The sequence below is a fragment of the Dactylosporangium sp. CA-152071 genome, from assembly GCF_050936335.1.
GTDB classification, from domain to species: Bacteria; Actinomycetota; Actinomycetes; order Mycobacteriales; family Micromonosporaceae; genus Dactylosporangium; species Dactylosporangium maewongense.
The window spans coordinates 66,619-92,286 of the sequence record NZ_JBNJMZ010000002.1 but is presented as its reverse complement, the minus strand read 5'-3'; the positions used below and the strand labels follow the sequence as shown (position 1 = coordinate 92,286).

At 74.3% G+C, this 25,668-nt stretch carries 1 protein-coding gene (only partly in view); it reads right to left on the bottom strand.

Going from position 1 to position 25,668, the window contains the following annotated elements:
- On the bottom strand, positions 1-25,668 hold the 5' portion of the coding sequence (locus ACQEVZ_RS40425; RefSeq protein ID WP_433377402.1) for a non-ribosomal peptide synthase/polyketide synthase. It extends 8,298 nt beyond the left edge of the window; 25,668 of the gene's 33,966 nt are visible here — the first part of the coding sequence; it begins with the start codon at positions 25,666-25,668; the stop codon falls past the left edge of the window.

The following is a 25,668-nucleotide window of genomic DNA, read 5'->3' as shown; positions in this document are numbered from 1 at the left end:
CACCCGACCCAACAACTCCACAAACGTCGGATCCCCAGAAAGATCCATCCGCAACACCAACGTATTCACGAAGAACCCGACCAGACCGTCCAACGCCTCGTCGGTACGACCAGCCACCGCCGTCCCGATCGGCACATCCGTGCCCGCACCCAGCTTCGACAACAGCACCCCGACCGCGGCCTGGACGACCATGAACACGGTGACGCCGTGCTCGCGGGCGACGGTCCGCAGCCGCGCGTGCACGTCGGCGGGCAGGTGCAGGGCGGCGCTGTGCCCGGTGTGGCTCGCGACGGCGGGGCGGGGCCGGTCGGCCGGCAGGGTGAGCTCCGCCGGCGCCCCGGCGAGGGTCTGCCGCCAGTGGGCGACCTGCCGGGCGATGACGCTGCCCGGGTCGTCCTCCGAGCCGAGCACGTCACGCTGCCAGAGCGCGTAGTCCGCGTACTGGACCGGCAGCGGCGTCCACTGTGGGGCGGCACCGCCGCGCCGGGCCGCGTAGGCCGCCGACAGGTCGGCCGCCAGCGGGCCGGCGGACCAGGCGTCGCCGGCGATGTGGTGCAGGACCACGACGAGGGTGTGCCGGTCAGGCCCGGTGAACAGCGACGCCCGGATCGGCAGGTCGGTCGCCAGGTCGAACGGGCGGGCGGCGGCCGCGGCGATCGCGTCCGGCGTGCTGTCCGCGACCTCGAGGCGCCATTCGGCGTCGTCGAGGATCCGCTGGAACGGCAGGTTGCCCTCGGCGGGGAAGACGGTGCGGAGCACCTCGTGGCGGGCGATGACGTCCCGGAACGCCGCTTCGAGCGCGGCGGCGTCCACGGTGCCGGTGAGCTCCAGCACGGTCGGGATGGTGTAGGTGGCGGCGGGGCCTTCGAGCTGGTCGATGAACCAGAGGCGCTGCTGTGCGTATGACAGCGGCGGCCGCTGCGGGCGGGGCTGCGGCCCGAGCGCGGACCTGGCCGTGCCGGCGCCGGACAGGCGGGCGGCGAGCAGGGCGACGGTCGGGTGGTCGAAGAGGTCCCGCAGCGGCAGTTCGACGCCGAGGACGGTGCGGATGCGGCTGACGAGGCGGACGGCGAGCAGGGAGTGCCCGCCGAGGGCGAAGAAGTCGTCGACGACGCCGACCGCATCCAGGTCGAGCACCTGCGCGAACGCGGCGCACAGCAGCTCTTCGTGGACGTTCGCGGGTCCACGTCCGGCACCGGCCTGGAACTGCGGCGCGGGCAGCGCCCGCCGGTCCAGCTTGCCGTTCACCGTCAGCGGCAACGCGTCCAGGGCCACGAACGCGGCCGGCACCATGTACTCCGGCAACGACGCCGCGACGTGCTCACGCAGCCCTTCGACGGCACCGACCACGTAGGCCACGAGCCGGTCCTCACGCAGCAGGACGGCGGCCTGCGAGACCTCCGGATGGGTCAGCAGGACGGCCTCGACCTCACCCGGCTCGATCCGGAACCCGCGGACCTTCACCTGGTCGTCGGAGCGACCCACGAACACGAGATCACCGTCGGCGGTCCAACGGGCCCGGTCACCGGAGCGGTACATCCGCTCACCAGCGCCGAACGGACTCGCCACGAACCGGCTGCTGGTGAGGCCCGCACGGCCGGCGTAGCCACGGGCCAGCTGTGCGCCCGCGACATACATCTCACCGGCCACGCCGACCGGGACCGGCTGCAGCCGCTCGTCCAGGACGAACACCCGCAGGCCGGGAAGCCCTCGGCCGATGACGCTGCCGGACACCGGACCGTCGAGGAGACGGTAGGTGACGTGGACCGTCGTCTCCGTGATGCCGTACATGTTCACCAACCGGACACCGCGGTCCCACCACGCGGTGAGGCGCGCCGGGTCCAGGGCCTCGCCGCCGAACACGACCACGCGCAGGGCGCTCGGTGCCGCCGTCAGCTGGTAGAACGCGGACGGGGTCTGGTTCAGGACGGTCACCTGTTCGCGGTCCAGCAGCGCGGCGAACTCCGCCGGGGACCGGGACACGTCGAAGGGCACGACGACGACTGTGCCGCCGTGCAGAAGCGCGCCCCACAGCTCCCACACCGAGAAGTCGAACGCGAACGAGTGGAACCACGTCCACACGTCATCCGCGCCGAACACGAACCGCTCCGCCGTCGCGGCCAGCAGCGTCATCACGTTGCGGTGCGACACGACGACGCCCTTCGGCGTGCCGGTCGACCCCGACGTGTAGATCACGTACGCCGGGTGGTCCAGCAGCAGGCCCGGGACCTGAACGGCGCTGTCGTCGTCCGGCAGGTCCGAAAGATCGGACATGACCAGCGCCGGCCGGGCGTCCGCCAGCATGAACGCCACCCGCTCCGCCGGGTACGCCGGGTCGATCGGCAGGTAGCCGGCGCCCGCCTTCAGGACGCCGAGCAGCGCCACGACCAGGTCGGCGGAGCGGTCCATCTGCACGGCGACCAGGCTCTCCGGACCGACGCCACGACCGGCGAGGAAGCGGGCCACCCGGTTGGAGCGGGCGTCCAGCTCCGCGTACGACAGACGCAGGTCGCCGTCGACCAGAGCGGTCGCGGCAGGGGCGCTGGCGGCCTGTGCCGCGAACACGGACACCAGCGTGCCGGCCGGCGTCACGTCGACCGCGGGGTTCCACTCCGACAGGACCTGGCGGCGCTCGACCTCGCCGAGCACGTCGATGGTGGCGAGCGGCTCCGGGGCGCCCTGCGACAGGGCGGCGACGAGACCCGCCGTCGCGGTGTGCAGCATGGCGGCGACCGCGTGCGGGTCGATGGGGGCGGCGGCGTCGACCGCGAACGCGAAGCCGGTGCCGTCGTCGTCGACGGACACGGTCAGCGGGTAGTTCGTCCGTTCGCGGGCGGAGAGGACCTCGAACCCGCCGGTGCGGGCCGGGCCGCCGGTGCCGGCGTGCCGGTAGTTGAACAGGGTCGTGAACAGTGGCTCGTCGGCGGGGACGGCGCTGACCCGCTGCGCCAGCGCGAGCGAGGCGTGCTCGTGTTCGAGGAGGCCGGCGAGCTGGCGGCGCATGCCGGCGACGGCGGCGGCCGCGTCGAGGTCGCCGGTGCGGACGCGGACGGGCAGCGTGTTGATGAACGCGCCGGGGACCCGCTCGGCGCCGGTTCCGGCGTTCATGCGGCCGAGGAGGACGGTGCCGAACACGATGTCGGTACGGCTCGAGACGGCGGCGAGGACCCGGGACCAGGCGACGTGCATGACGGTGGCCGGGCTGGCGCCGAGCCGCCGGGCCGCGTCCCGCAGCCGGTGCGCGAGGGCCGGCTCGACCCCCAGGTGGGCCGTGACGACGTCGGAGCCGTCGCCGTGGACGCCCGCGACGCCGAAGGCGACGGTCGGCTCGTCGACGCCGGCGAGCAGGGCGCGGAAGTGCTCCTCGTGCCCGCCTGTGGCGCGGGCCTGGGCAACGAAGTTCCGGAACGGGACCGGCTCCGGCAGGTCGGCGGCGCGGCCGTCGAGGACGGCCTGGATCTCGCCGAGGACGACGTCGAGGGCGGTGTGGTCCTGGACCAGGTGATGAACTCGGACGAGGGCCAGCCACCGGCCGTCCGCCTCGGGGCTGACGTGGACGTCGAGCAGCGGGGCCCGCCCGAGGTCCATGGACCGGCCGACCTCGTCGACGCCGCCGACCTCGACGACCGGCAGCGTGGCGCTCCGCCACACCACCTGGACCGGTTCGCGCAGCCCCTCCCACACGACGGAGGTGCGGAACACATCGTGCCGGTCGATCACCTGCTGCAGCGCCGCGGTGAACGCGTCGAGGCGGGCGCGGCCGTCGAAGGCGAGGACGGTGGACAGCACGTAGGCGTCGTCGCCACCGCCGGCGAGGAGGTGGTGGAAGAGGATGCCTTCCTGCAGCGGGGCGAGGGGGTAGATGTCGGCGATGTCGCCCTCGGCGACGGCGGCGGTGACGATCCGCAGCTCGTCCTCGGTCAGGTCCGTGAGGGTGCCGGACACGGCGACCGGCACCGGCCCGGCGGTCGCGGCGAGGCCGGCCGGGGACGGGGTCTCGAACAGCGCCCGGACGGACACGGCGACGCCCCGTTCCCGGAGCCACTCGACGAGGCGAACGGCGAGCAGGGAGTGCCCGCCGAGGGCGAAGAAGTCGTCGTCGACGCCGACCGCGTCCAGGTCGAGCACATGCGCGAAGGCGGCGCACAGCAGTTCCTCGTGGACGTTCGCGGGTCCACGTCCCGCACCGGCCTGGAACTGCGGCGCGGGCAACGCCCGCCGGTCCAGCTTGCCGTTCACCGTCAGCGGCAGCACGTCCAGGGCCACGAACGCGGCCGGCACCATGTACTCCGGCAACGACGCCGCGACGTGCTCACGCAGCCCTTCGACGGCACCGACCACGTAGGCCACGAGCCGGTCCTCACGCAGCAGGACGGCGGCCTGCGAGACCTCCGGATGGGTCAGCAGGACGGCCTCGACCTCACCCGGCTCGATCCGGAACCCGCGGACCTTCACCTGGTCGTCGGAGCGACCCACGAACACGAGATCACCGTCGGCGGTCCAACGGGCCCGGTCACCGGAGCGGTACATCCGCTCACCAGCGCCGAACGGACTCGCCACGAACCGGCTGCTGGTGAGGCCCGCACGGCCGGCGTAGCCACGGGCCAGCTGTGCGCCCGCGACATACATCTCACCGGCCACGCCGACCGGGACCGGCTGCAGCCGCTCGTCCAGGACGAACACCCGCAGGCCGGGAAGTCCCCGGCCGATGACGCTGCCGGACACCGGACCGTCGAGGAGACGGTAGGTGACGTGGACCGTCGTCTCCGTGATGCCGTACATGTTCACCAGCTGGACACCGCGGTCCCACCAGCCGGCGAGGCGCGACGGGTCGAGGGCCTCGCCGCCGAACACGACCACGCGCAGGGCGCTCGGTGCCGGGGTCAGCTGGTAGAACGCCGACGGGGTCTGGTTCAACACCGTGACCCGCTCACGGACCAGCAGGTCCCAGAAGTCCGCCGGGGAGCGGGACACGTCGAACGGAACCACGACCACGGTGCCGCCGTGCAGCAGGGCGCCCCACAGCTCCCACACCGAGAAGTCGAACGCGAACGAGTGGAACCACGTCCACACGTCATCCGCGCCGAACGCGAACCGCTCCGCCGTCGCGGCCAGCAGCGTCATCACGTTGCGGTGCGACACGACGACGCCCTTCGGCGTGCCGGTCGACCCCGACGTGTAGATCACGTACGCCGGGTGGTCCAGCAGCAGGCCCGGCACCTCCACCGGGGCGTCACTGTCCGAGACTTCAGACAGGTCGGTCAGCAGCAGCGCCGGACGGGCGTCGGCGAGCATGAACGCCACCCGCTCCGCCGGGTACGCCGGATCGATCGGCAGGTAGCCCGCACCGGCCTTCAGCACACCCAGCAGCGCCACGACCAGGTCCGCCGAGCGCGACATCTGTACCGCGACCAGATCCTCCGGCCGCACACCACGGTCCACCAGGAGGCGGGCCACCCGGTTGGAGCGGGCGTCCAGCTCCGCGTAGGACAGGCGCGCGTCACCGTCGACCAGCGCGATCGCCGCCGGCGTGGCGGCGGCGATCGCGGCGAACACCGACGGCAGCGTCCCCGCCGGCGCCACGCCGACCGCCGGGTTCCAGTCCGACAGGACCTGCCGGCGCTCGGCGGGATCGAGGACGTCCACATCGGACAAGCGGGCCGCCGGCTCGGCGGCGACGGCGGCGAGGACGCGGAGCAGCCGGTCGGCGAGGCGGGTCACGGTGCCGGCGGTGAACAGGTCCGCGGCGCCGGTGACGTCGCCGGTGAGGCCGGCCGGGGCGCCGTCCTTGGTGTATCGCTCCGACACCGCCACGTCGAGGTCGAACTTGGCCGCCGGTGCCGCCCCGGCGGACGCCGTGACGGTGACGCCGGGCAGTTCGAGGACGGGGTCGGCCGTGTTCTGCACGGTCAGCATCACCTGGAACAGCGGATGCCGCGACAACGACCGCGCCGGCGACAACTCCTCCACCAGACGCTCGAACGGCACATCCGCATGCTCGAACGCCGCCAGACCACCCTCCCGCACCCGACCCAACAACTCCACAAACGTCGGATCCCCAGAAAGATCCATCCGCAACACCAACGTATTCACGAAGAACCCGACCAGACCGTCCAGCGCCTCGTCGGTACGACCAGCGACCGCCGTCCCGATCGGCACATCCGTGCCCGCACCCAGCTTCGACAACAGCACCCCGACCGCGGCCTGGACGACCATGAACACCGTCGCGCCGTGATCGCGGGCCACGTCGCGCAGGCGGGCGTGCACCCCCGCGGGGATGTGCAGCGGCACGGTGTGGCCGACGTGGCTCGCCGCCGCCGGGCGGGCGTGGTCGGTGGGGAGCTCCAGCTCGTCCGGCGCGCCGGCGAGGGCCTGCCGCCAGTGGGCGACCTGCCGGGCGATGACGCTGCCCGGGTCGTCCTCCGAGCCGAGCACGTCACGCTGCCAGAGCGCGTAGTCGGCGTACTGGACCGGCAGCGGCGTCCACTGTGGAGCGGCACCGGACAGCCTGGCCGTGTACGCCGTCGTCAGGTCCGCCGCGAGGGGGCCGGTGGACCAGCCGTCGCCCGCGATGTGGTGGACGACGACGACCAGGACGGACTCGTCGAGGAACAGCGACGCCCGGATCGGGATCTCCCGCTCCAGGTCGAACGGGTGCCGGGTCGCGGCGGTGACCGCCTCAGGGCTGCCCTCGGACACCTCGAGACGCCAGCCGTCGCGCCACTCGCTGTCGTCGAGGATCCGCTGGAACGGTGCGCCGCCGGCGACGGGGAACACGGTCCGCAGGACCTCGTGCCGCCCGATCACGTCGCGCAGCGCGGCGTCGAGCGCGGCGACGTCCACCGCACCGGAGAGGCGCAGCACGACCGGGACGTTGTAGGTGGGGCTGGGGCCTTCGAGCCGGCCGATGAACCAGAGGCGTTGCTGCGCGTACGACAGCGGCAGGCGCTCCGGGCGGACCTGTGGCGTCAGGGCGGGCCTCGCCGTGCCGGCGTCCGGGAGGCGGGCGGCGAGTCCGGCGACGGTCGGGCTGTCGAACAGGGTCCGGATGTCGATCTCGACGCCGAGGGTGGCCCGGATCCGGCTGACGAGACGGACGGCGAGCAGGGAGTGGCCGCCGAGGGCGAAGAAGTCGTCGTCGACGCCGACGGTGCCGAGGCCGAGGACGTCGGCGAACGCGGCGCACAGGGCGGTCTCGCGGGCGTCGGCGGGGCCGCGGCTCGACGTGCCGGCGCCGGTGGCGTCGGGTGCGGGCAGCGCCCGCCGGTCGAGCTTGCCGTTGCCGGTCAGCGGTAGCGCGTCCAGGGCCACGAACGCGGCCGGCACCATGTACTCGGGGAGGCGGGCCGCGACGAACTCCCGCAGCCCGCCGGTGGCGCCGACGACGTACGCGACGAGCCGCCGGTCGCCGGGGACGTCCTCGCGGACGACGACGGCCGCCTGGGTGACCTGCCGGTGCCCGGTCAGCACGGCCTCGATCTCGCCGGGTTCGATCCGGTATCCGCGGATCTTCACCTGCTCGTCGGCGCGGCCGAGGTAGACCAGGTTCCCGTCGGCGTTCCAGCGCACGACGTCGCCGGTGCGGTACAGCCGCTCACCGCCGCCGAGCGGGTCGGCGACGAACCGGCCCGCCGTCAGCCCGGCGCGGCCCACGTAGCCGCGGGCCAGTTGCGCGCCGCCGATGTACAGCTCGCCGGCCACGCCGACCGGCACCGGCTGCAGCCGCTCGTCCAGCACGTACAGGCGGGTGTTGGCGATCGGCCTGCCGATGGGCACCTGGTCCGCGAGGTCCTGGCCGGCGGCGACGCGGTACACGCAGCAGCCGACGACGGTCTCGGTCGGCCCGTACTCGTTCACGACGACCGAGCCGGGCGAGTGCGAGAGCCAGTCCCGGACCGGCGCGGCCAGGAGCGCCTCGCCACCGACGACGAGTACCTTGGCGGTCGGGCCGGTCAGCAGCTCGCTCAGCATCGGCAGGTGCGCGGGGACGACCTTCACCACGTCGAACCCGCCGGAGCCGTTGACCACGTCCGCCAACCCCTCCGCGCCGCCGTCGACGCTGGCCACCACCCGCGACCCCGCGATCAGCGGCACGACCACGCTCGTCACCGTCAGGTCGAACGCCAGGGAGGAGTGCAACACCGCACCCTGACCGGCCGGACCGTACTCCACCGCTGCCCACTGCGCATAGTTCGTCAGACCGCCGTGGGTGACCGCCACACCCTTCGGCGTGCCGGTCGAACCGGACGTGTAGATGACATACGCGAGATGATCCGGCAGCACCGCCACATTCAACGGATCTGGCGACTGCCGGGCGATCCGCGGGTCGTCGACCGCAACGGTCCGCACCCGGCCCGCCGGCAACTCGTCCAGGTCGTCCTCAAGACCCAGCAACACCGCCGCCTTCGCGTCAGCAAGCATGAACGCGACCCGCTCCGCCGGATAGGCCAGGTCGACCGGCAGGTACGCGCCGCCCGCCTTCCACACCGCCAGCAACGCCACCACCATGTCGACACCACGCGGCAGATACAGGCCGACGACCGAGTCAGGCCCCACCCCCGCACCAGCCAAGTAGCGCGCCAGACGGTTCGCGCGGACGTCGAGGTCCACATAGGACACCCCCACGCCGTCACACACCACCGCCACCGCATCCGGCGTCCGCGCCACCCGCTCCGCGAACAACGCCGGGACGAGATCGGCCCGCAACGGCTGGGACGTGTCGTTCCAGTCGGCGAGGACGCGCCGGCGCTCGCCGGCGGTCATGACGTCGACCGCGGACAGCGGGGTGCCGGGGTCGGCGGTCACCGCGGCGAGCAGCCGGACCCACCGGTCGGCGATCGCGGCGACGGTGCCGGCGTCGAACAGGTCCGCCGACCCGGTCAGCCGCCCACGGATCCCGGCCGGGACGTCGCCGCCGGTGACGTGCTCGCCGACGTTGAGGTCCAGGTCGAACGTGGCCGCCGACGCGGACTGCGCCGCCGGCACGAGCTCGGTGACCCGCACGCCCGGCAGGTCCAGGACGGCCGCCGCGGTGTTCTGCACGGTCAGGATCACCTGGAACAGCGGGTGCCGGGCCAGCGAACGGGCCGGGGCCAGCTCCTCGACGAGGCGCTCGAACGGCACGTCCTGATGCTCGAAACCGGCCAGGCCGGTGTCGCGGACCCGGTCCAGGATCTCGGTGAAGGCCGGGTCGCCGGCGAGGTCGGTGCGGATGACGAGCGTGTTGACGAAGAAGCCGACCAGGTCGTTGAGGGCTTCGTCGGTGCGGCCGGCGACCGCGACGCCGATCGGGACGTCCGTGCCGGCGCCGAGCTTCGACAGCAGCGCACCGAGCGCGGCCTGCAGCACCATGAAGACGGTGACGCCGCGGTCCCGGGCGAGGTCCCGCACGCGGGCGTGGACGTCGGCGGGGACGTCGACGGCGACGGTGTGGCCACGGTGCCCGGCAGTCGCTGGACGCTGCCGGTCGACCGGCAGCGTCAGCTCCTCCGGCGCGCCCGCGAGGGCCTGCCGCCAGTAGCCGACCTGCCGGGAGATCAGGCTGTCCGGGTCGTCTTCGCGGCCGAGGAGGTCGCGCTGCCACAGGGCGTAGTCGGCGTACTGGACCGCCGGTGCCGCCCAGCCGGGGGCACGGCCGGCGCGGCGGGCCGCGTAGGCCGCGGACACGTCGCGAGCGAGCGGGCCGGTCGACCAGCCGTCGCCGGCGATGTGGTGCACGACCACGACGAGCACCTGCTCGCCGTCCCCGGTGGTGAACAGCGAGGCCCGGATCGGCACCTCGGTCGCGAGGTCGAACGGGTGCTGGGTGGCCCGGCCGACCGCGTCCGCAAGGTCCCCGGCGGGCACCGTGACCCGCTGGAGCCGCCAGTCCAGGTCGGCGCCGGCGACGATGTGCTGGCACGGTTCGCCGTCGGCGGTCGGGAACACGGTGCGCAGCACCTCGTGCCGGTCGACGACGTCGCGCAGGGCCGCCTCGAGGGCGCCGGTGTCGACGTCGCCGGACAGCCCCAGCACCATGGGGATGTTGTACGTCGCGCTGGGGCCCTCGACCTGGCCGACGAACCACAGCCGTTGCTGCGCGTAGGACAGCGGCAGCCGCGACGGGCGGGGCAGCGGCACGAGCGCCGGGCGGGCGTCAGAGGCGCCGGGCAGCCGCGCGGCGAGGCCGGCGACCGTCGGGGCCTCGAACAGGGTGCGGATGTCGACCTCGACCTGCAGCGCCGCCCGGATCCGGCTGATCAGGCGGACGGCGAGCAGCGAGTGGCCGCCGAGGACGAAGAAGTCGTCGTCGACGCCGACCGAGTCGACGCCGAGCAGCTCGGCGAACGCCTCGCACAGCGCGGCTTCGCGGGCGTCGGCGGGGCCGCGGCCCGGCGTCGCGGCGCCGGTGGTGTCGGGGGCGGGCAGGGCGTCGCGGTCGAGCTTGCCGTTGACCGTGAGTGGGATCTCGGCGAGGGGCACGACCGCCGACGGCACCATGTACTCCGGCAGCCGCGCGGCGACGTGCTCGCGCAGCCCGGCGGGGTCGGCGGCGCCGACGACGTAGGCGACGAGGCGCCGGTCGCCGGGGGTGTCCTCGCGGGCGACGACCACCGCCCGGGTCACCAGCGGGTGGGCGGTGAGGACGGTCTCGATTTCGCCGGGTTCGATCCGGAAGCCGCGGATCTTGACCTGGTCGTCGGCCCGGCCGACGAACACGAGGTCGCCGCCCGCGGTCCAGCGCACCACGTCGCCGGTGCGGTACAGCCGGCCGCCGCCGGACGGGTCCGCGACGAACCGGGTCGCGGTCAGGGCGGCGCGGCGGACGTAGCCGCGGGCGAGGCCGGCGCCGGCGACGTACAGCTCGCCGGGGACGCCGGGCGGGACGGGCCGCAGCCGGTCGTCGAGGACGTGGACGCGGGTGTCGACGACCGGCCGGCCGATCGCGACCTGCGCGGCGGCCGGGTCGCACCGCCACAGCGTCGCGTCGACGGTGGTCTCCGTCGGCCCGTACGAGTTGAACATGCGGTGCCCGGCGGACCAGCGCGCCATCACCTCGGGCGGGCACGCCTCGCCGGCGACCATGATGGTCACGCCCGGGTCGATCGACGCCGGGTCCAGCAGGGCCAGCACGGCCGGCGGGAGCGTCACGTACGACACCCTCCGCGACCGCAGGAGATCGGTGAGCGCGTCACCGAAGCGGTGCTCGGCGGGCACGACGACGAGCGCGGCGCCCTGCAGCAGGGCCATGCACCATTCCCAGCCGAACGTGTCGAAGCTCGCCGACGCGAACTGCGCCACCCGGTCGCCGGGGCCGACGCCGAGCAGCTGGGCGTGGCCGGCGGCGAACGCGGCGAACCCGGCGTGGGAGACCAGGACGCCCTTCGGGGTGCCCGTCGAGCCGGACGTGTAGATGACGTACGCCGGGTGCTGCGGGAGCAGCGCGGCCGGCGGCGCGGCGGCCACGCCGGACGGCGGCAGGTCGTCGAGGATCACGACCGGCACGCCGGTGGCCGGCAGGGCGGCGGCGGTCGCGGCCGACGCGAGGACGGCGACGGGTGCCGCGTCGGTGAGCATGAACGCGATCCGCTCGGCCGGGTAGCCCGGGTCCACCGGCAGGTAGGCGGCGCCGGCCTTGAGCACGGCCAGGAGCATCACCATGAGGTCGGCGCCGCGGTCGAGGCAGACGCCGACGAGGCGCTCCGGGCCGGCGCCGAGACCCGTGAGGTGCGCGGCGAGCCGGTTCGCGCGGGCGTCGAGGTCGGCGTACGTCAGCTCGGCGTCGTCACTGACGACCGCCACCGCGTCGGGCGTGCGGGCGACCTGCGCCGCGAACAGCTCCGGCAGCGTCGCGACCGGCACGCCGGCCGGCGTGCCGGTCCAGTCGTGAAGGATCCGCTGCCGTTCGGCGGGGTCGAGCACCTCCACGTCGGACACGCGGCCGCCGGGGTCGGCGACCAGCGCCGCGATGACCCGGACCCAGCGGTCCGCGATCGCCGTCACGGACGCGGGGTCGAACAGGTCGAGCGACCCGGTCAGGCCGCCGCTGATCCCGGCCGGCGCGCCGGCGGTGTCGAACTGCTCGGCGACGATGGCGTTGAGGTCGAACTTCGACGGCGGCTCGTCGCGCGGAGCCTCCCGCACGTCCACTCCGGGCAGGTGCAGCACCTGGTCGGGGGCGTTCTGGAGGGTGAGCATCACCTGGAACAGCGGGTGCCGGGACAACGAGCGCTGCGGGGCGAGTTCCTCGACGAGGCGTTCGAACGGCACGTCCTGCTGGTCGTAGGCGGCCACGCCCGCGGCGCGGACCCGCGCCAGCACCTGCTCGAACGTCGGGTCGCCGGTCAGGTCCGTCCGGATGACCATCGTGTTGATGAAGTAGCCGACCAGGTCGTCGAGGTTCTCGTCGGTACGACCGGCGATCGGCGCCCCGATCGGCACGTCGGTGCCCGCGCCGAGCCGGTGCAGCAGCACCGCGAGGGTGGCCTGCAGCACCATGAACACGGTCACGCCCTGCTCGCGGGCGACCCGCAGCAGGCGGGCGTGGACGTCGGCCGGGACAGCGACGGGCACGGTGCGGCCGCGGTACGTCGCCGCCGCCGGGCGCTGCCGGTCGACGGGCAGCGCCAGCTCCTCGGGCGCGCCCTCCAGTACCTGCCGCCAGTGGGCGACCTGCCGCGAGACGACGCTGTCCGGGTCGCTCTCGGCGCCGAGGAGGTCCCGCTGCCACAGCGTGTAGTCGGCGTACTGGACCGGCAGCGGCTCCCACCGCGGCGCGCGGCCGTCGAGCCGGGCCGAGTAGGCGGCCGACACGTCCCGGGCGAGCGGGCCGCTGGACCAGCCGTCGGTCGCGATGTGGTGCACGACCGCGACGAGGACGCGGGTGCCGGAGCCGTCGTCGAACAGCCAGGCCTTGACCGGGATCTCCCGTGCGAGGTCGAAGGCGTGCCCTGCGGCGGCCGACGCCCGCTGCCGCAGCTCTGCCGGCTCGACGTCGGCGACGTCCAGCCGCCAGCCGAGCTCCTCGACGGGGACGACGTGCTGGTGCGGCCGGCCGTCGGCGACCGGGAACACGGTGCGCAGCACCTCGTGCCGGCCGATCACGTCGAGCAGGGCCGCCTCGAGGGCGCCGGCGTCGACGGGCCCGGTCAGTTCGAGGACCATCGGGATGTTGTAGAGCGGGCTGGGGCCTTCGAGCTGGTCGATGAACCACAGTCGCTGCTGCGCCGGGGACAGCGGCAGCCGCGGCGGGCGGGGCGACGGCACGAGGAGCCTGCGGGCGTCGGCGGCGCCGGTGAGGCGGGCCGCCAGGCGGGCCGGGGTGGGGGCGTCGAACACGGCGCGGGCCGGGCATTCGACGCCGAGGGCCGCCCGGACCCGGCTGACGAGCCGGACCACGAGCAGGGAGTGCCCGCCGAGGGTGAAGAAGTTGTCGTCGACGCCGACCGTGCCGACGCCGAGGACGTCGGCGAACGCCTGGCAGAGCAGCTCCTCGCGGACGTTCGCCGGGCCGCGTCCGGAGCCGCCCTCGAAGTGCGGTGCGGGGAGCGCCTTGCGGTCGAGCTTGCCGTTGACCGTGAGCGGCAGCGCGTCAAGGGTGACGAACGCGGCGGGGACCATGTACTCGGGCAGCCGCGCCGCCGTGAAGTCGCGCAGGTCGTCGGCGGCACCGACGACGTAGGCGACGAGCCGCTCCTCGCGGAGGAGCACGACCGCCTGGGACACGGCCGGGTGCTGCTGGAGGACGGCGGCGATCTCCCCCGGCTCGATCCGGAACCCGCGCAGCTTCACCTGCTCGTCGGCCCGGCCGAGGAACACCAGTTGCCCATCGTCGGTCCAGCGCACCAGGTCGCCGGTGCGGTACAGCCGTCCGGGCCCGAACGGGTCCGCCACGAACCGCTCGGCGGTCAGCTTCGGCCGGTTCAGGTAGCCGCGAGCGATCTGGGTACCGGCCAGGTACAACTCGCCCGCCACGCCCACCGGCACCGGCTGCAGCCGGTCGTCCAGGACGTAGCCGCGGACGTTCGCCATCGGCCCGCCGATCGGCACCACCCCACCGGGTCCGCACTCCCCCGACGTCACGGTGATCGCGGCTTCCGTCGGGCCGTACGTGTTGTACAGCCGGGCGTCCGGCAGCACCTCGAAGAACCGGTCCCGGACGGCGGTGGTCAGCTCCTCGCCGCCGCTGAGCACGTGCCGCAGCGACCGGCACTCCGCGGTCGACGGCTCCTCCAGGAGGGCCTGCAACAGGACCGGCACGAACTCCGCCGCCGTCACCCGCTGGTCGCGGATCAGCGCCGCCAGGTAGGCGGGCTCGCGATGCCCGTCGGGGCGGGCGACGACCATGGTCGCGCCGAACGTCAACGGCAGGAACAGCTCCCACACCGACACGTCGAACCCGACCGGCGTCTTGAACAGGATCCGGTCGGACGAGCCGAGGTCGTACTCGTCCGCCAGCCACCGCAGCGTGTTCACCACCGCCGCGTGCGGCACGACGACACCCTTCGGGGTGCCCGTCGACCCGGACGTGTAGATGACATAGGCCGCCTGCGCCGGATCCACCGCCACCGGCGCGAAGACACCGTCCACGTCCACGTCGGACAGCACCACCGTGGCACCCGCGTCGGCGAGCACGAACCCGGCCCGCTCCGCCGGCAGGTCCAGGTCGATGGGCAGGAACGCCGCACCCGCCTTCACCACGCCCAGCACCGCGGCGACCAGGTCCACACCCCGCGGCAGCCGGACACCGACCACCGACTCCGGACCGACACCGAGGCCCTGCAGGTAGCCGGCGACCCGGTCCGACCGCGCGTCCAGGTCGGCGAACGTGACCGTGGCGCCCTCGAAGAGCAGCGCGGTCGCGTCCGGGGCCGCGGCGACCCGCGCCGCGAACAGACCCGGCAGGGTGGCGGCGGGCCAGGGGGCGGAGGTGGCGTTCCACTCGCGGAGCACCCGGTCGAGACCGGCCTGGTCGAGAAGGGGCACCGCCGACAGCGGACGGGGACGGTCGCCGTCCAGCGCCTGTGCCAGGGCTTCGACGAGGCCGGCGGTCGCGGTGTGCAGCATCGCGGTGACGTTGTGCGGGTCGATCGGGGCGACCGCGTCCACGTCGAAGCCGAACCCGGTGCCGTCGTCGTCGATCGACACCGACAGCGGGTAGTTCGTCCGCTCCCGGAAGAACACCTGCCGGACGCCGTCGAGCTCGACGGGGCCGGTGGCGGCGTTGTGCCGGTAGTTGAACAGGGTCGTGAACAGCGGCTCGTCCGCCGGGACGGCGCTGGCCCGCTGGGCGAGCGCGAGGGGTGCGTGCTCGTGTTCGAGGAGCCCGGCGAGCTGGGCCCGCATCGCCGCGACCGCGGTGACGACGTCGGTGCCCGCGGTGCGGACCCGCACCGGGAGGGTGTTCATGAACAGGCCGGGGACGCGGTCGGCGCCCGCGCCGGCGTTCATCCGGCCGAACAGCACGGTGCCGAAGACGACGTCGTCGCGCCCGGACACGACCGCGAGGACCCGCGACCACGCGACGTGCAGCACCGTCGCGGGGCTGACGCCGGCACGGCGGGCGACGTCACGCAGCCGGGCCGCGAGGGTGCCGTCCATACCGGCGAAGACCTGCACGGCGTCGGTGCCGTCGCCGTGCACGTCGGCGACCCCGAACGCGACGGTCGGCTCGTCGACGTCGGCGAGCAGGTCGCGGAAGAACTTCTCGTGCCGGCCGTCGCGCAGCCCGACCCGGGCCTGGGCGACGAAGTCGCGGAACGGCAGCGGCTCCGGCAGGTCCGCGGACGCGCCGGCGAGGATCGCCCGGATCTCGTCGAGGACCACCTCGATCGCGGTGTGGTCCTGCACGAGGTGGTGCAGCCGGACCAGGCCGAGCCAGCGACCGCCGCTGACGCCTGCGACGTGCAGGTCGAGCAGCGGCGCGCGGCCGAGGTCCATCGCCAGCCCGACCGCCGCCACCAGGTCCTCGGCGCCGGCCGTGCCATGGATCTCGGTGACCGGCAGGGTCGCCGTCCGCCACACGACCTGGACGGGCTCGCGCAGGCCCGACCACACGAAGGCGGTGCGGAACACGTCGTGCCGGTCGATGATCCGCCGCATCGCTGCGGTGAACCGGTCGAGGCTCGGCCGGTCCGCGAACTCGAGCACGAGCGGCGCGACGTAGGTGTCCTCGCCGCCGGCGGCGAGGATGTGGTGGAACAGGATCCCTTCCTGCAGCGGGGCGAGCGGGTAGATGTCGGCGACGTTCGCCGCGCCACCCGGCACGGTGGCGAGCACCGCGTCGAGCTCTGCCGGGGTCAGGTCGGCCAGCGGCACCATGTCGGGCGTGATCGTCCGCGCCCCGGCCGGGATCAGGTTCGCCGGGACCGGCACCGTCACCGGGCCCGCCGCGGCGGCGACACCCGCCGGGGTCGGCGCCTCCAGCAGCGCCCGGACCGACACCGACACGCCGCGCAGCCGCAGCCACTCGACAAGCCGGACCGCGAGCAGCGAGTGGCCGCCGAGGGCGAAGAAGTTGTCGTCGACACCGACGGGGTCACCGGCAGGGTCGAGCCCCAGGACGTCCGCGAACCCGAGGCAGAGCAGCTCCTCGCGGATGTTCGCCGGTCCACGGCCGGTGCCGGCTGCGGCGAAGTCGGGTGCGGGCAGCGCTCGCCGGTCGAGCTTGCCGTTGACGGTCACGGGAAGCGCGTCGAGCGACACGAAGGCCGGCACCATGTACTCCGGGAGTCGCGCCGCCGCGAACGCGCGCAGCTCCCCCAGGTCGGCGGCGCCGACGACGTAGGCGACGAGCCGCTGGTCCGCGGTCGCGACGACGGCGACCTGGCCGACCTGCGGGTGCCCGGCCAGGACGGCCTGGATCTCCCCCGGCTCGATCCGGAAGCCGCGGATCTTGACCTGTTCGTCGGCGCGGCCGAGGAACACGAGATCTCCGTCGCCGGTCCAGCGGACCACGTCACCGGTCCGGTACAGCCGTTCCCCGATGCCGAGGGGGTCGGCGACGAACCGCTCCGCCGTCAACGCCGGCTGGTTCACGTAGCCGCGGGCCAGCTGGGCGCCGGCCAGGTACAGCTCGCCGGGCACCCCCGCCGGGACCGGCTGGAGGCGGTCGTCGAGGACGTAGGTGCGGACGTTCTCCATCGGCCGGCCGATCGGCACGACCGTCCCGGTGGCGTGCGGGTCGCACTCGTGCGAGGTGACGGTGACGGCCGCCTCGGTCGGGCCGTACGTGTTGTGCAGCCGGGCGCCCGGCAGCACCTGGCGGAACCGGTCGCGGACGGCGGCGGGCAGCTCCTCGCCGCCGCCGAACACGTGCCGCAGCGTCCCGCACTCCGGCAGGGTCGGCTCGGTGAGCAGGACCTGCAGCATCGACGGCACGAACTTCGCGACCGTGACCTGCTGCTCGCGGATGAGCGCGGCCAGGTACGCCGGGTCGCGGTGACCGCCGGGACGGGCGACGACGAGGGTCGCGCCGGCGACGAGGGGCAGGAACAGCTCCCACACCGCCACGTCGAACCCGACCGGGGTCTTGTGCAGGATCCGGTCGGCGGCGCTGATGCCGTAACCGTCGGTCAGCCACCGCAGCGTGTTGGAGATCGCGGCGTGCGACACGACCACGCCCTTGGGGGTGCCCGTCGACCCGGACGTGTAGATCACGTACGCCGGGTGACCGGGGTCGACCGTCACCGGCTGTTGAGCGCCGGTGGCGGGCACGTCGGACAGGTCGGACAGGTCGGACAGCACGATCCGGGCGTCCGCGTCGGCGAGCATGAACGCCACCCGCTCGTCCGGCAGGTCCGGGTCGACCGGCAGGAACGCGGCGCCGGCCTTGACCACGCCGAGGACGGCGACCACCAGGTCGATGCTCCGCGGCAGCCGGACGGCGACCACCGACTCCGGCCCGGTGCCCAGGCTCCGCAGGTGGGCCGCCACCCGCGCGGCCCGCGCGTCGAGCTCGGCGAAGGTGGCAGTGGCGCCGTCGAACACCACCGCGGGAGCGTGCGGTGTGCGGGCGGCCTGCGCCGCGAACAGGTCCGCGACGGTGGTGGCGGGGCGGGCGACGGCGGTGCCGTTCCACTCGCTCAGCACCCGCTCGCGGCCGGCCGGGTCGAGGACTGGCAGCGACGCCAGCTCCGCCGGGGCGCCCGCCTCCAACGCGGTGACGAGCCCGGCGGTGGCGGTGCGCAGCATCGCGGCGATGGTGTGCGGGTCGATCGGGGCGACCGCGTCGACGTCGAGGGTGAAGCCGGTGCCGTCGTCGTCGACGGACACGGCCACCGGGTAGTTCGTGCGTTCCCGGAAGTACACCTGCCGGATGCCGTCGAACGCGACCGCGTCGCCGGGGCCGGTGACCGCGTCGTGCCGGTAGTTGAACAGGGTCGTGAACAGCGGCAGGTCGGCCGGGACGGCGCTGGCCCGCTGCGCGAGGGTGAGCGGCGCGTGCTCGTGCTCCAGAAGCCGGGCCAGCTGGCCGCGCATCGCCGTGACCGCGGACGTGACGTCGACGCCCGCGGTGCCGGCGCGGACCGGCAGCGTGTTGATGAACGTGCCGGGGACCCGGTCGGCGCCGGCGCCGGCGTTCATGCGGCCGAACAGCAGGGTGCCGAAGACGACGTCGGCGCGGCCCGACGCGGCGGCGAGGACCCGGGACCAGGCGACGTGCATGAGCGTGGCGGGGCTGGACCCGCACCGGCGGGCCGCCTCGCGGAGCCGGGCGGCGAGGTCCGCGTCGAGCGGCAGGGCGGCCTGGACCACGGCCTTGCCGTCGCCGTGGACGTCGGCGACCCCGAACGCGACGGTCGGCTCGTCGACGTCGCCGAGGAGACCGGCGAAGTACCGCTCGTGCTCGCCGGTGTGCAGGCCGGCGCGGGCCTGGACGACGAAGTCGCGGAACGGCAGCGGCGGCGGCAGCTCGGCGGCACGGCCGTGCAGGATCGCGCGGATCTCGCCGAGGACGACGTCGAGCGCGGTGTGGTCCTGGATCAGGTGGTGGATGCGGACGAGGCCGAGCCAGCGGCCGTCGGCGGCCGGGCAGACGTGCACGTCCAGCAGCGGCGCGCGGCCGAGGTCCAGCGACAGGCCGGCGGCGGACAGCAGCTCCTCGGCGTCGGCGACCCCTTCGACCTGCGTCACCGGCAGCGTCGCCGTCCGCCACACGACCTGGACCGGCTCCCGCAGGCCGGCCCAGACGACGGAGGTGCGGAAGATGTCGTGGCGGTCGACGACGGTCTGCAGGGCGCCGGTGAACGCGTCGAGGTGGTCACGGCTGTCGAACTCGAACACTCCGGGCAGGACGTAGACGTCGTCGCCGCCGTCGGCGAGCCTGTGGTGGAACAGCAGGCCTTCCTGCAGCGGTGCCAGGGGGTAGATGTCGGCGACGTCGGCCGCGCCGCCGGGCACGGTGGCGAGGACCCGGTCGAGCTCGTCGGCGGTGAGGTCGGCGAGGGGCAGCATCTCGGGGGTGATGGTCTGCGCGCCGGCTGGGATCAGGTTGCGTGGCACCGGCACCGCTGCCGTGCCCGCCGCGGCGGCGAGACCGGCGGGGGTCGGCGTGTCCAGCAGCGCCCGGACCGCCACGGTGACACCCCGGACCCGCAGCCACTCGACGAGCCGGACGGCGAGGAGGGAGTGGCCGCCGAGGGCGAAGAAGTTGTCGTCGACGCCCACCGTGTCCAGGTCGAGGACGGCGGCGAAGCCGGCGCAGAGCAGCTCCTCGCGCACGTCGAGCGGCCCGCGGCCGGCGCCGGTCTCGAACACCGGCGCCGGCAGGGCGCGGCGGTCGAGCTTGCCGTTGACGGTCAGCGGCAGCGCGTCGAGGGTCACGAACGCCGACGGCACCATGTACTCCGGCAGCCGGGACGCGGCGTGCTCCCGCAGCCCGCCGACCGCGCCGACGACGTAGGCGACGAGCCGGTCGTCGCGGAGCACGACGGCGGCCTGCTCCACCTGCGGGTGCGCGGCGAGGACGGCCTGGATCTCGCCGGGCTCGATCCGGAACCCGCGGACCTTCACCTGCTCGTCCGCCCGGCCCAGGTAGACCAGGTCACCGTCGTCGGACCAGCGGACCACGTCACCGGTGCGGTAGAGCCGCTCGCCGTCGCTGAACGGGTCGGCGACGAAGCGCTCGCCCGTCAGCGCCGGCCGGCTCACGTAGCCCCGGGCGAGCTGGACGCCTGCGAGGTACAGCTCTCCGGCGACGCCGGCCGGCACCGGGGCGAGCCGGTCGTCCAGGACGTACACGCGGGTGTTGAACACCGGCCTGCCGATCGGCACCACCGGCGACGCGTCCGGCCGCACCTCGAACTCGGTGACGTCCACGGACGCCTCCGTCGGGCCGTACAGGTTGAACAGGCCGACGCCCGGCAGCACCTCGAAGAACCGGTCGCGGACCGCGGTGCCGAGGGCCTCACCCGAGCAGACGACCCGCCGCAGCCCGGAGCACTCCCCGGATTCCGGAGCGGCCAGGAACGCGTCCAGCATCGACGGGACGAAGTGAACGGTGTCGACACGCTCAGCGCGGATCAGCTCGGCGACGTACGACGGGTCGCGGTGACCGCCGGGCCTCGCGATCACCATCGCGGCGCCCTGGATGAGCGGCCAGAACAGCTCCCACACCGACACGTCGAACCCGAACGGCGTCTTGTGCAGCACCCGATCCCCCGGTTGGAGACCGAACCGTGCCTGCATCCACACCAGACGGTTCACGATGCCCTCGTGCGGCACCACGACGCCCTTGGGTAGTCCGGTGGAGCCGGACGTGTAGATGACGTACGCCGCGTGGCCCGGTAGCACGTGCACGCCCGGATCCGTGTCCGGCCATTCGTCGGCGGCAACGGACGTCAGCACGCACACGGCACCCGCGTCGGCGGCCATGAACGCGCTGCGGTCCACCGGCAGGTCTGGGTCGATCGGCAGGTACGCACCACCGGCCTTCACCACCGCCAGCAACGCCACCACCAAGTCCACACCACGGGGCAGGCGCACACCGACGACGGAGTCCGCCCGCACACCCTCAGCGATCAGCCGGTGCGCCAACCGGTTCGACCGCGCATCCAGCTCCTGGTAGGAAACCGTCACGCCCTCGAACACCAGCGCCGGCATGGACGGGGTCCGGCGTACCTGCGCCGCGAACAACGCAGGCAGCGTGCCCGGCGGCACCTCCGCCGCGGTGTCGTTCCAGTCCCGCAGCACCCGGTCCAGCTCGGCCGTGCCCAGCACCCCGATCTCGGACAGCGGCACGCCGGCGGCGTCGCCCTCGAGCGCCGACACCACACCGGCGAACGCGGCGCGCAGCATCACGGCGACCGCGTGCGGGTCGATCGGGGCGACGGCGTCCACGACGAGGCCGAAGCTGTCGCCGTTGTCGTCGACGACGACCGCGAGCGGATAGTTGGTCCGCTCGCGGTAGGACACCTGGCGGATGCCGGGCAGGTGGCGGTCCCGGTGCGCGTTGTCCTCCACGTTGTGCCGGTAGTTGAGCATCGTGGTGAACAGCGGCAGGTCCGCCGGGACGGCGCTGGCCCGCTGCGCGATCGCGAGCGGCGCGTGCTCGTGTTCGAGGAGGGCGGCGAGCTGCCCGCGCATCGCGGCGACAGCGGCGAGGACGCCGGTCCCGGCGGTGCGGACGCGGACCGGCAGGGTGTTCATGAACAGGCCGGCGACCCGGTCCGCGCCGGCACCGGCGTTCATCCGCCCGAACAGGACGGTGCCGAACACGACGTCGTCGCGGCCGGCGACCACCGACAGCACCCGGGACCAGGCGACGTGGGCGACGGTCGCGGGGCTGGCACCGACCCGGCGGGCGGCCTCGCGCAGCCGGGCCGAGAGTTCCGCGTCCAGCGCCAGGTGCGCGGAGACGACCCCGCTGCCGTCGCCGTGCGCGTCGGTGACGCCGTACGCGGCGGTCGGCTCGTCGACACCGTCGAGCAGGGACCGGAAGTACGCCTCGTGCCGCTCGGTGGCGGCGCCGGCGCGGGAGCGGGCGACGAACTCACGGAACGGCAGCGGCGTCGGCAGGGTGTCCGCGCGGCCTTCCAGGACCGCCTGGACCTCTTCGAGCAGCACCTCCATAGTCGTGTGGTCCTGGACGATGTGGTGGATGCGCAGGACGCCGAGCCAGCGGCCGGCCTCCGCGGGGCTGACGTGGACGTCCAGGAGCGGGGCCCGGCGCAGGTCCATGGCGGCACCGGCCCCGTCGGAGACGACCGGGACCGTCGCGGTCCGCTGCACCACCTGGACCGGCTCTCGCAGGCCTTCCCACCGGAAGGCGGTCCGGAACACGTCGTGGCGGTCGACGACCCGCTGCACGGCGGCGGTGAACGCGTCGAGCCGGGCCCGGTCCTCGAACTCCAGGACGAAGGAGCTGAGGTACAGGTCGTCGCCGCCGGACGCCAGGAGGTGGTGGAACAGCAGCCCTTCCTGCAGCGGCGCGAGGGGGTAGACGTCCGCGACGTTGGCGGCGCCGCCCGGCACGGCGGCGACGACCGCGTCGAGCTCGGCCTGGGTCAGCCCGACCAGGGGCAGCAGGTCGGGGGTGAGTTCGGTGGCGCCGGCCGGAATCCGGTTCGCGGGGACGGCGGTGGTGGACGGTGCGGCGACGGCCGCCGCGGCGAGACCGGCCGGCGTCGGCGTGTCGAACAGGGCGCGCACCGACACCGGCACACCACGGACCCGCAGCCATTCGACGAGGCGGACGGCGAGCAGCGACTGGCCACCGAGGGCGAAGAAGTCGTCGTCGGCGCCGACGGTGCCGGCGCCGAGGACCTCCGCGAACCCCTGGCAGAACAGCTCCTCGCGGGCGTTCGCCGGGCCGCGGCCGGTCCCCGCCGTCGCGGCGTCGGGCGCCGGGAGGGCCTTGCGGTCGAGCTTGCCGTTGTGGGTCAGCGGAAGGGCGTCGAGGGCGAGCACGGCGGACGGCACCATGTGCTCCGGCAGCCGCACCGCCGCGAACTGCCGAAGGTCGACGCCGGCGAGGTCGGCGCCGTCCTCGGCGACGACGTAGGCGACGAGCCGCCGGTCGCCGGGCACGTCCTCGCGGGCGACGACCGCCGCCTGCGCGACGAGCGGGTGGGCGGTGAGGACGGCCTCGACCTCGCCGGGTTCGATGCGGTAGCCGCGGACCTTGAGCTGTTCGTCGGCGCGGCCGAGGTAGACGAGGTCGCCGCCGGCGGTCCACCGCACGACGTCGCCGGTGCGGTACAGCCGACCGCCGGCGCCGAACGGGTCGGCGACGAACCGGTCCGCGGTGAGGCCGGGCCGGCCGACGTAGCCGCGGGCCAGCTGCGCGCCGGCGATGTACAGCTCGCCGGGCACGCCGACGGCGACGGGGCGCAGCCGCCGGTCGAGGACGTAGAGGCGGGTGTTGGCGATCGGCCGGCCGATCGGGACGAGGTCACCGTCGATCGGCTGGTCCGGGGTCACGCGGTGCACACAGCAGCCGACGACGGTCTCGGTCGGCCCGTACTCGTTGACGACGACCGACCCTGGTGCCCGGTCGAGCCACTGCCGGACCGGGCCGGCGGTGAGGGCCTCGCCGCCCACGACGAGGACCCGGGCCGCGTCCGGCGCGGCGGCGTCGTCGATGAGCCGGGCCAGCAGCGGCAGGTGCCCGGGCACGACCTTGAGGACGTCGAACCCGCCGCCGCCGTTCACGAGACCGGCGAGGCCCTCGGCGCCGCCTTCGGGGCTGGCGACGACCGGGGAGCCGGCGGCGAGGGGCATGAGGACGCTGGTGACGGTGAGATCGAACGCGAGCGACGAGTGCAGGACCGCGCCGCGGCCGGCCGGCCCGTAGTCGCCGATCGCCCAGGACACGTAGTTGGCGAGGCCGTCGTGGGTGACCGCGACGGCCTTCGGGGTGCCGGTCGAGCCGGACGTGTAGATGACGTACGCGACCTGGCCGGGCAGCAGCGGCACGCGCGGCGGGGCCGCCGGCCGGCGGGCGATCCGCGGGTCGTCGACGGCGATGGTCCGCACCCGGCCGGCGGGCAGCTCGTCGAGGTCGTCCTCGAGGCCCAGCAGCACCGCGGCCTTCGCGTCGGCGAGCATGAACGCGATCCGCTCCGCCGGGTACGCCGGGTCGATCGGCAGGTAGGCCGCGCCCGCCTTCCAGGCCGCCAGGAGTGCGACGACCATGTCGATCCCGCGCGGCAGGTACAGGCCGACGACGGACTCGGCGCCGACGCCCGCAGCGGTCAGGTGGTGGGCGAGACGGTTCGCGCGGGTGTCGAGGTCCAGATAGGACACCTCGTCACCGGCGCACGCCACGGCGACCGCGTCCGGCGCCGCCGCCACCTGACGGGCGAACAGCTCGGGGACGAGGCCGCCGGGCAGCTCGGTGGCGGTGTCGTTCCACCGGCGCAGGACCAGGTCCCGCTCGTCGTCGTCGAGCAGGTCCACGTCGCCGACCCGTTCGGCGGCGTCCGCGGCGGCGATCCAGCGCAGCACGCGGTGGAAGCGCCGCGAGACGTCCGCGCACTCGTCGTCGGCGTGCAGGTCGCGGTTGAGCTCGACGGCGGTGAAGACGCCGCCGGCCGCGCGGCCGTGGTAGAGGTCGATGCGCAGGTCGTCGACGGGGCCGGTGTACAGGCCGGTCCACTCCACCGCGCAGTCGCCGAAGCGGACCGGCTCGTCGGCCGGGATGACGTTGACGACCGTGTCGTAGAGCAGCCCGCCGACCATGCCGAGGTCGGCCATCATGTCGGTGTACGGGTACCGCTGGTGCACCAGGCCCTGCCGGGTCGCCGCCGACACCTGCCGCACGAGGTCCGCGACGGTCGTGCCGGGGGTGACGGCGAGCCGGACGGGGACGGTGTTGGCGGTCATGCCCGGGATGCCGAACTCGCGCATCCGGGTCCGGCCGTTGACGGCGACGCCGAGGACGATGTCGTCGGTGCCGGTGACCCGGTGGCGGTAGACCGCGGTGGCGGCGATGACGACACCGGCGAGGCTGGTCCGCAGCCGCTTCGCCGCCGCCCGCAGCGCCGCGAGGACGTCGAGGTCGTCGTGCTCGCGGTGCTGGACCGGACGGTGCGCCAGCCGGCCGGTGTGGTGACCGCGCCAGCCGCCCGGCTCGGGTGCGCCGGTGAGGACGCCGCGCCAGAAGTCGCGGTCCCGGTCCCGGTCGGCGGAGTCCCGGTAGGCGTCGTCGGAGTCGATCAGGACGCCGACCGGCGCGAGTGCCTCGCTGGCATCCACGCCGGCAAGGTCGGCGTAGATGCCGGCGAGCCGCCGGGCGAACACCGCCAGGCCTTCGCCGTCGACGGCGATGTGGTGGGCGCGCTGATACCAGATCGTGTGCCGGTCGCCGAGCCGCAGCACGGCCTGGGCGGTGAGCCAGCCGGCGGTAAGGTCGACCGGGGTGTCGACGTCCGCCCGCATCCACGCCTCGGCGGCGGCCCGCGGGTCGGGTTCGTCGCGCAGATCGACGACGGCGATCGGGAACGGCGTCGCGTCGTCGACGTACTGCCGTGGCGTCCCGGCGTCGGTGGTGAGCCGCAGCCGGTACGCGCCCGCCTCCGCGACGGTGCGGCGCAGCGCGGCGACGAACGCGTCGACGTCGAGGTCGCCGCGCAGCTCGTGGTAGTCGCCGATGTTGAAGGTCGGGCTGGCCGGAGCGAGCTGCTGGGCGTACCAGACACCGAGCTGGCCGGACATCAGCTCGCGGAGTTCGTGCTCAGACCCACCCAT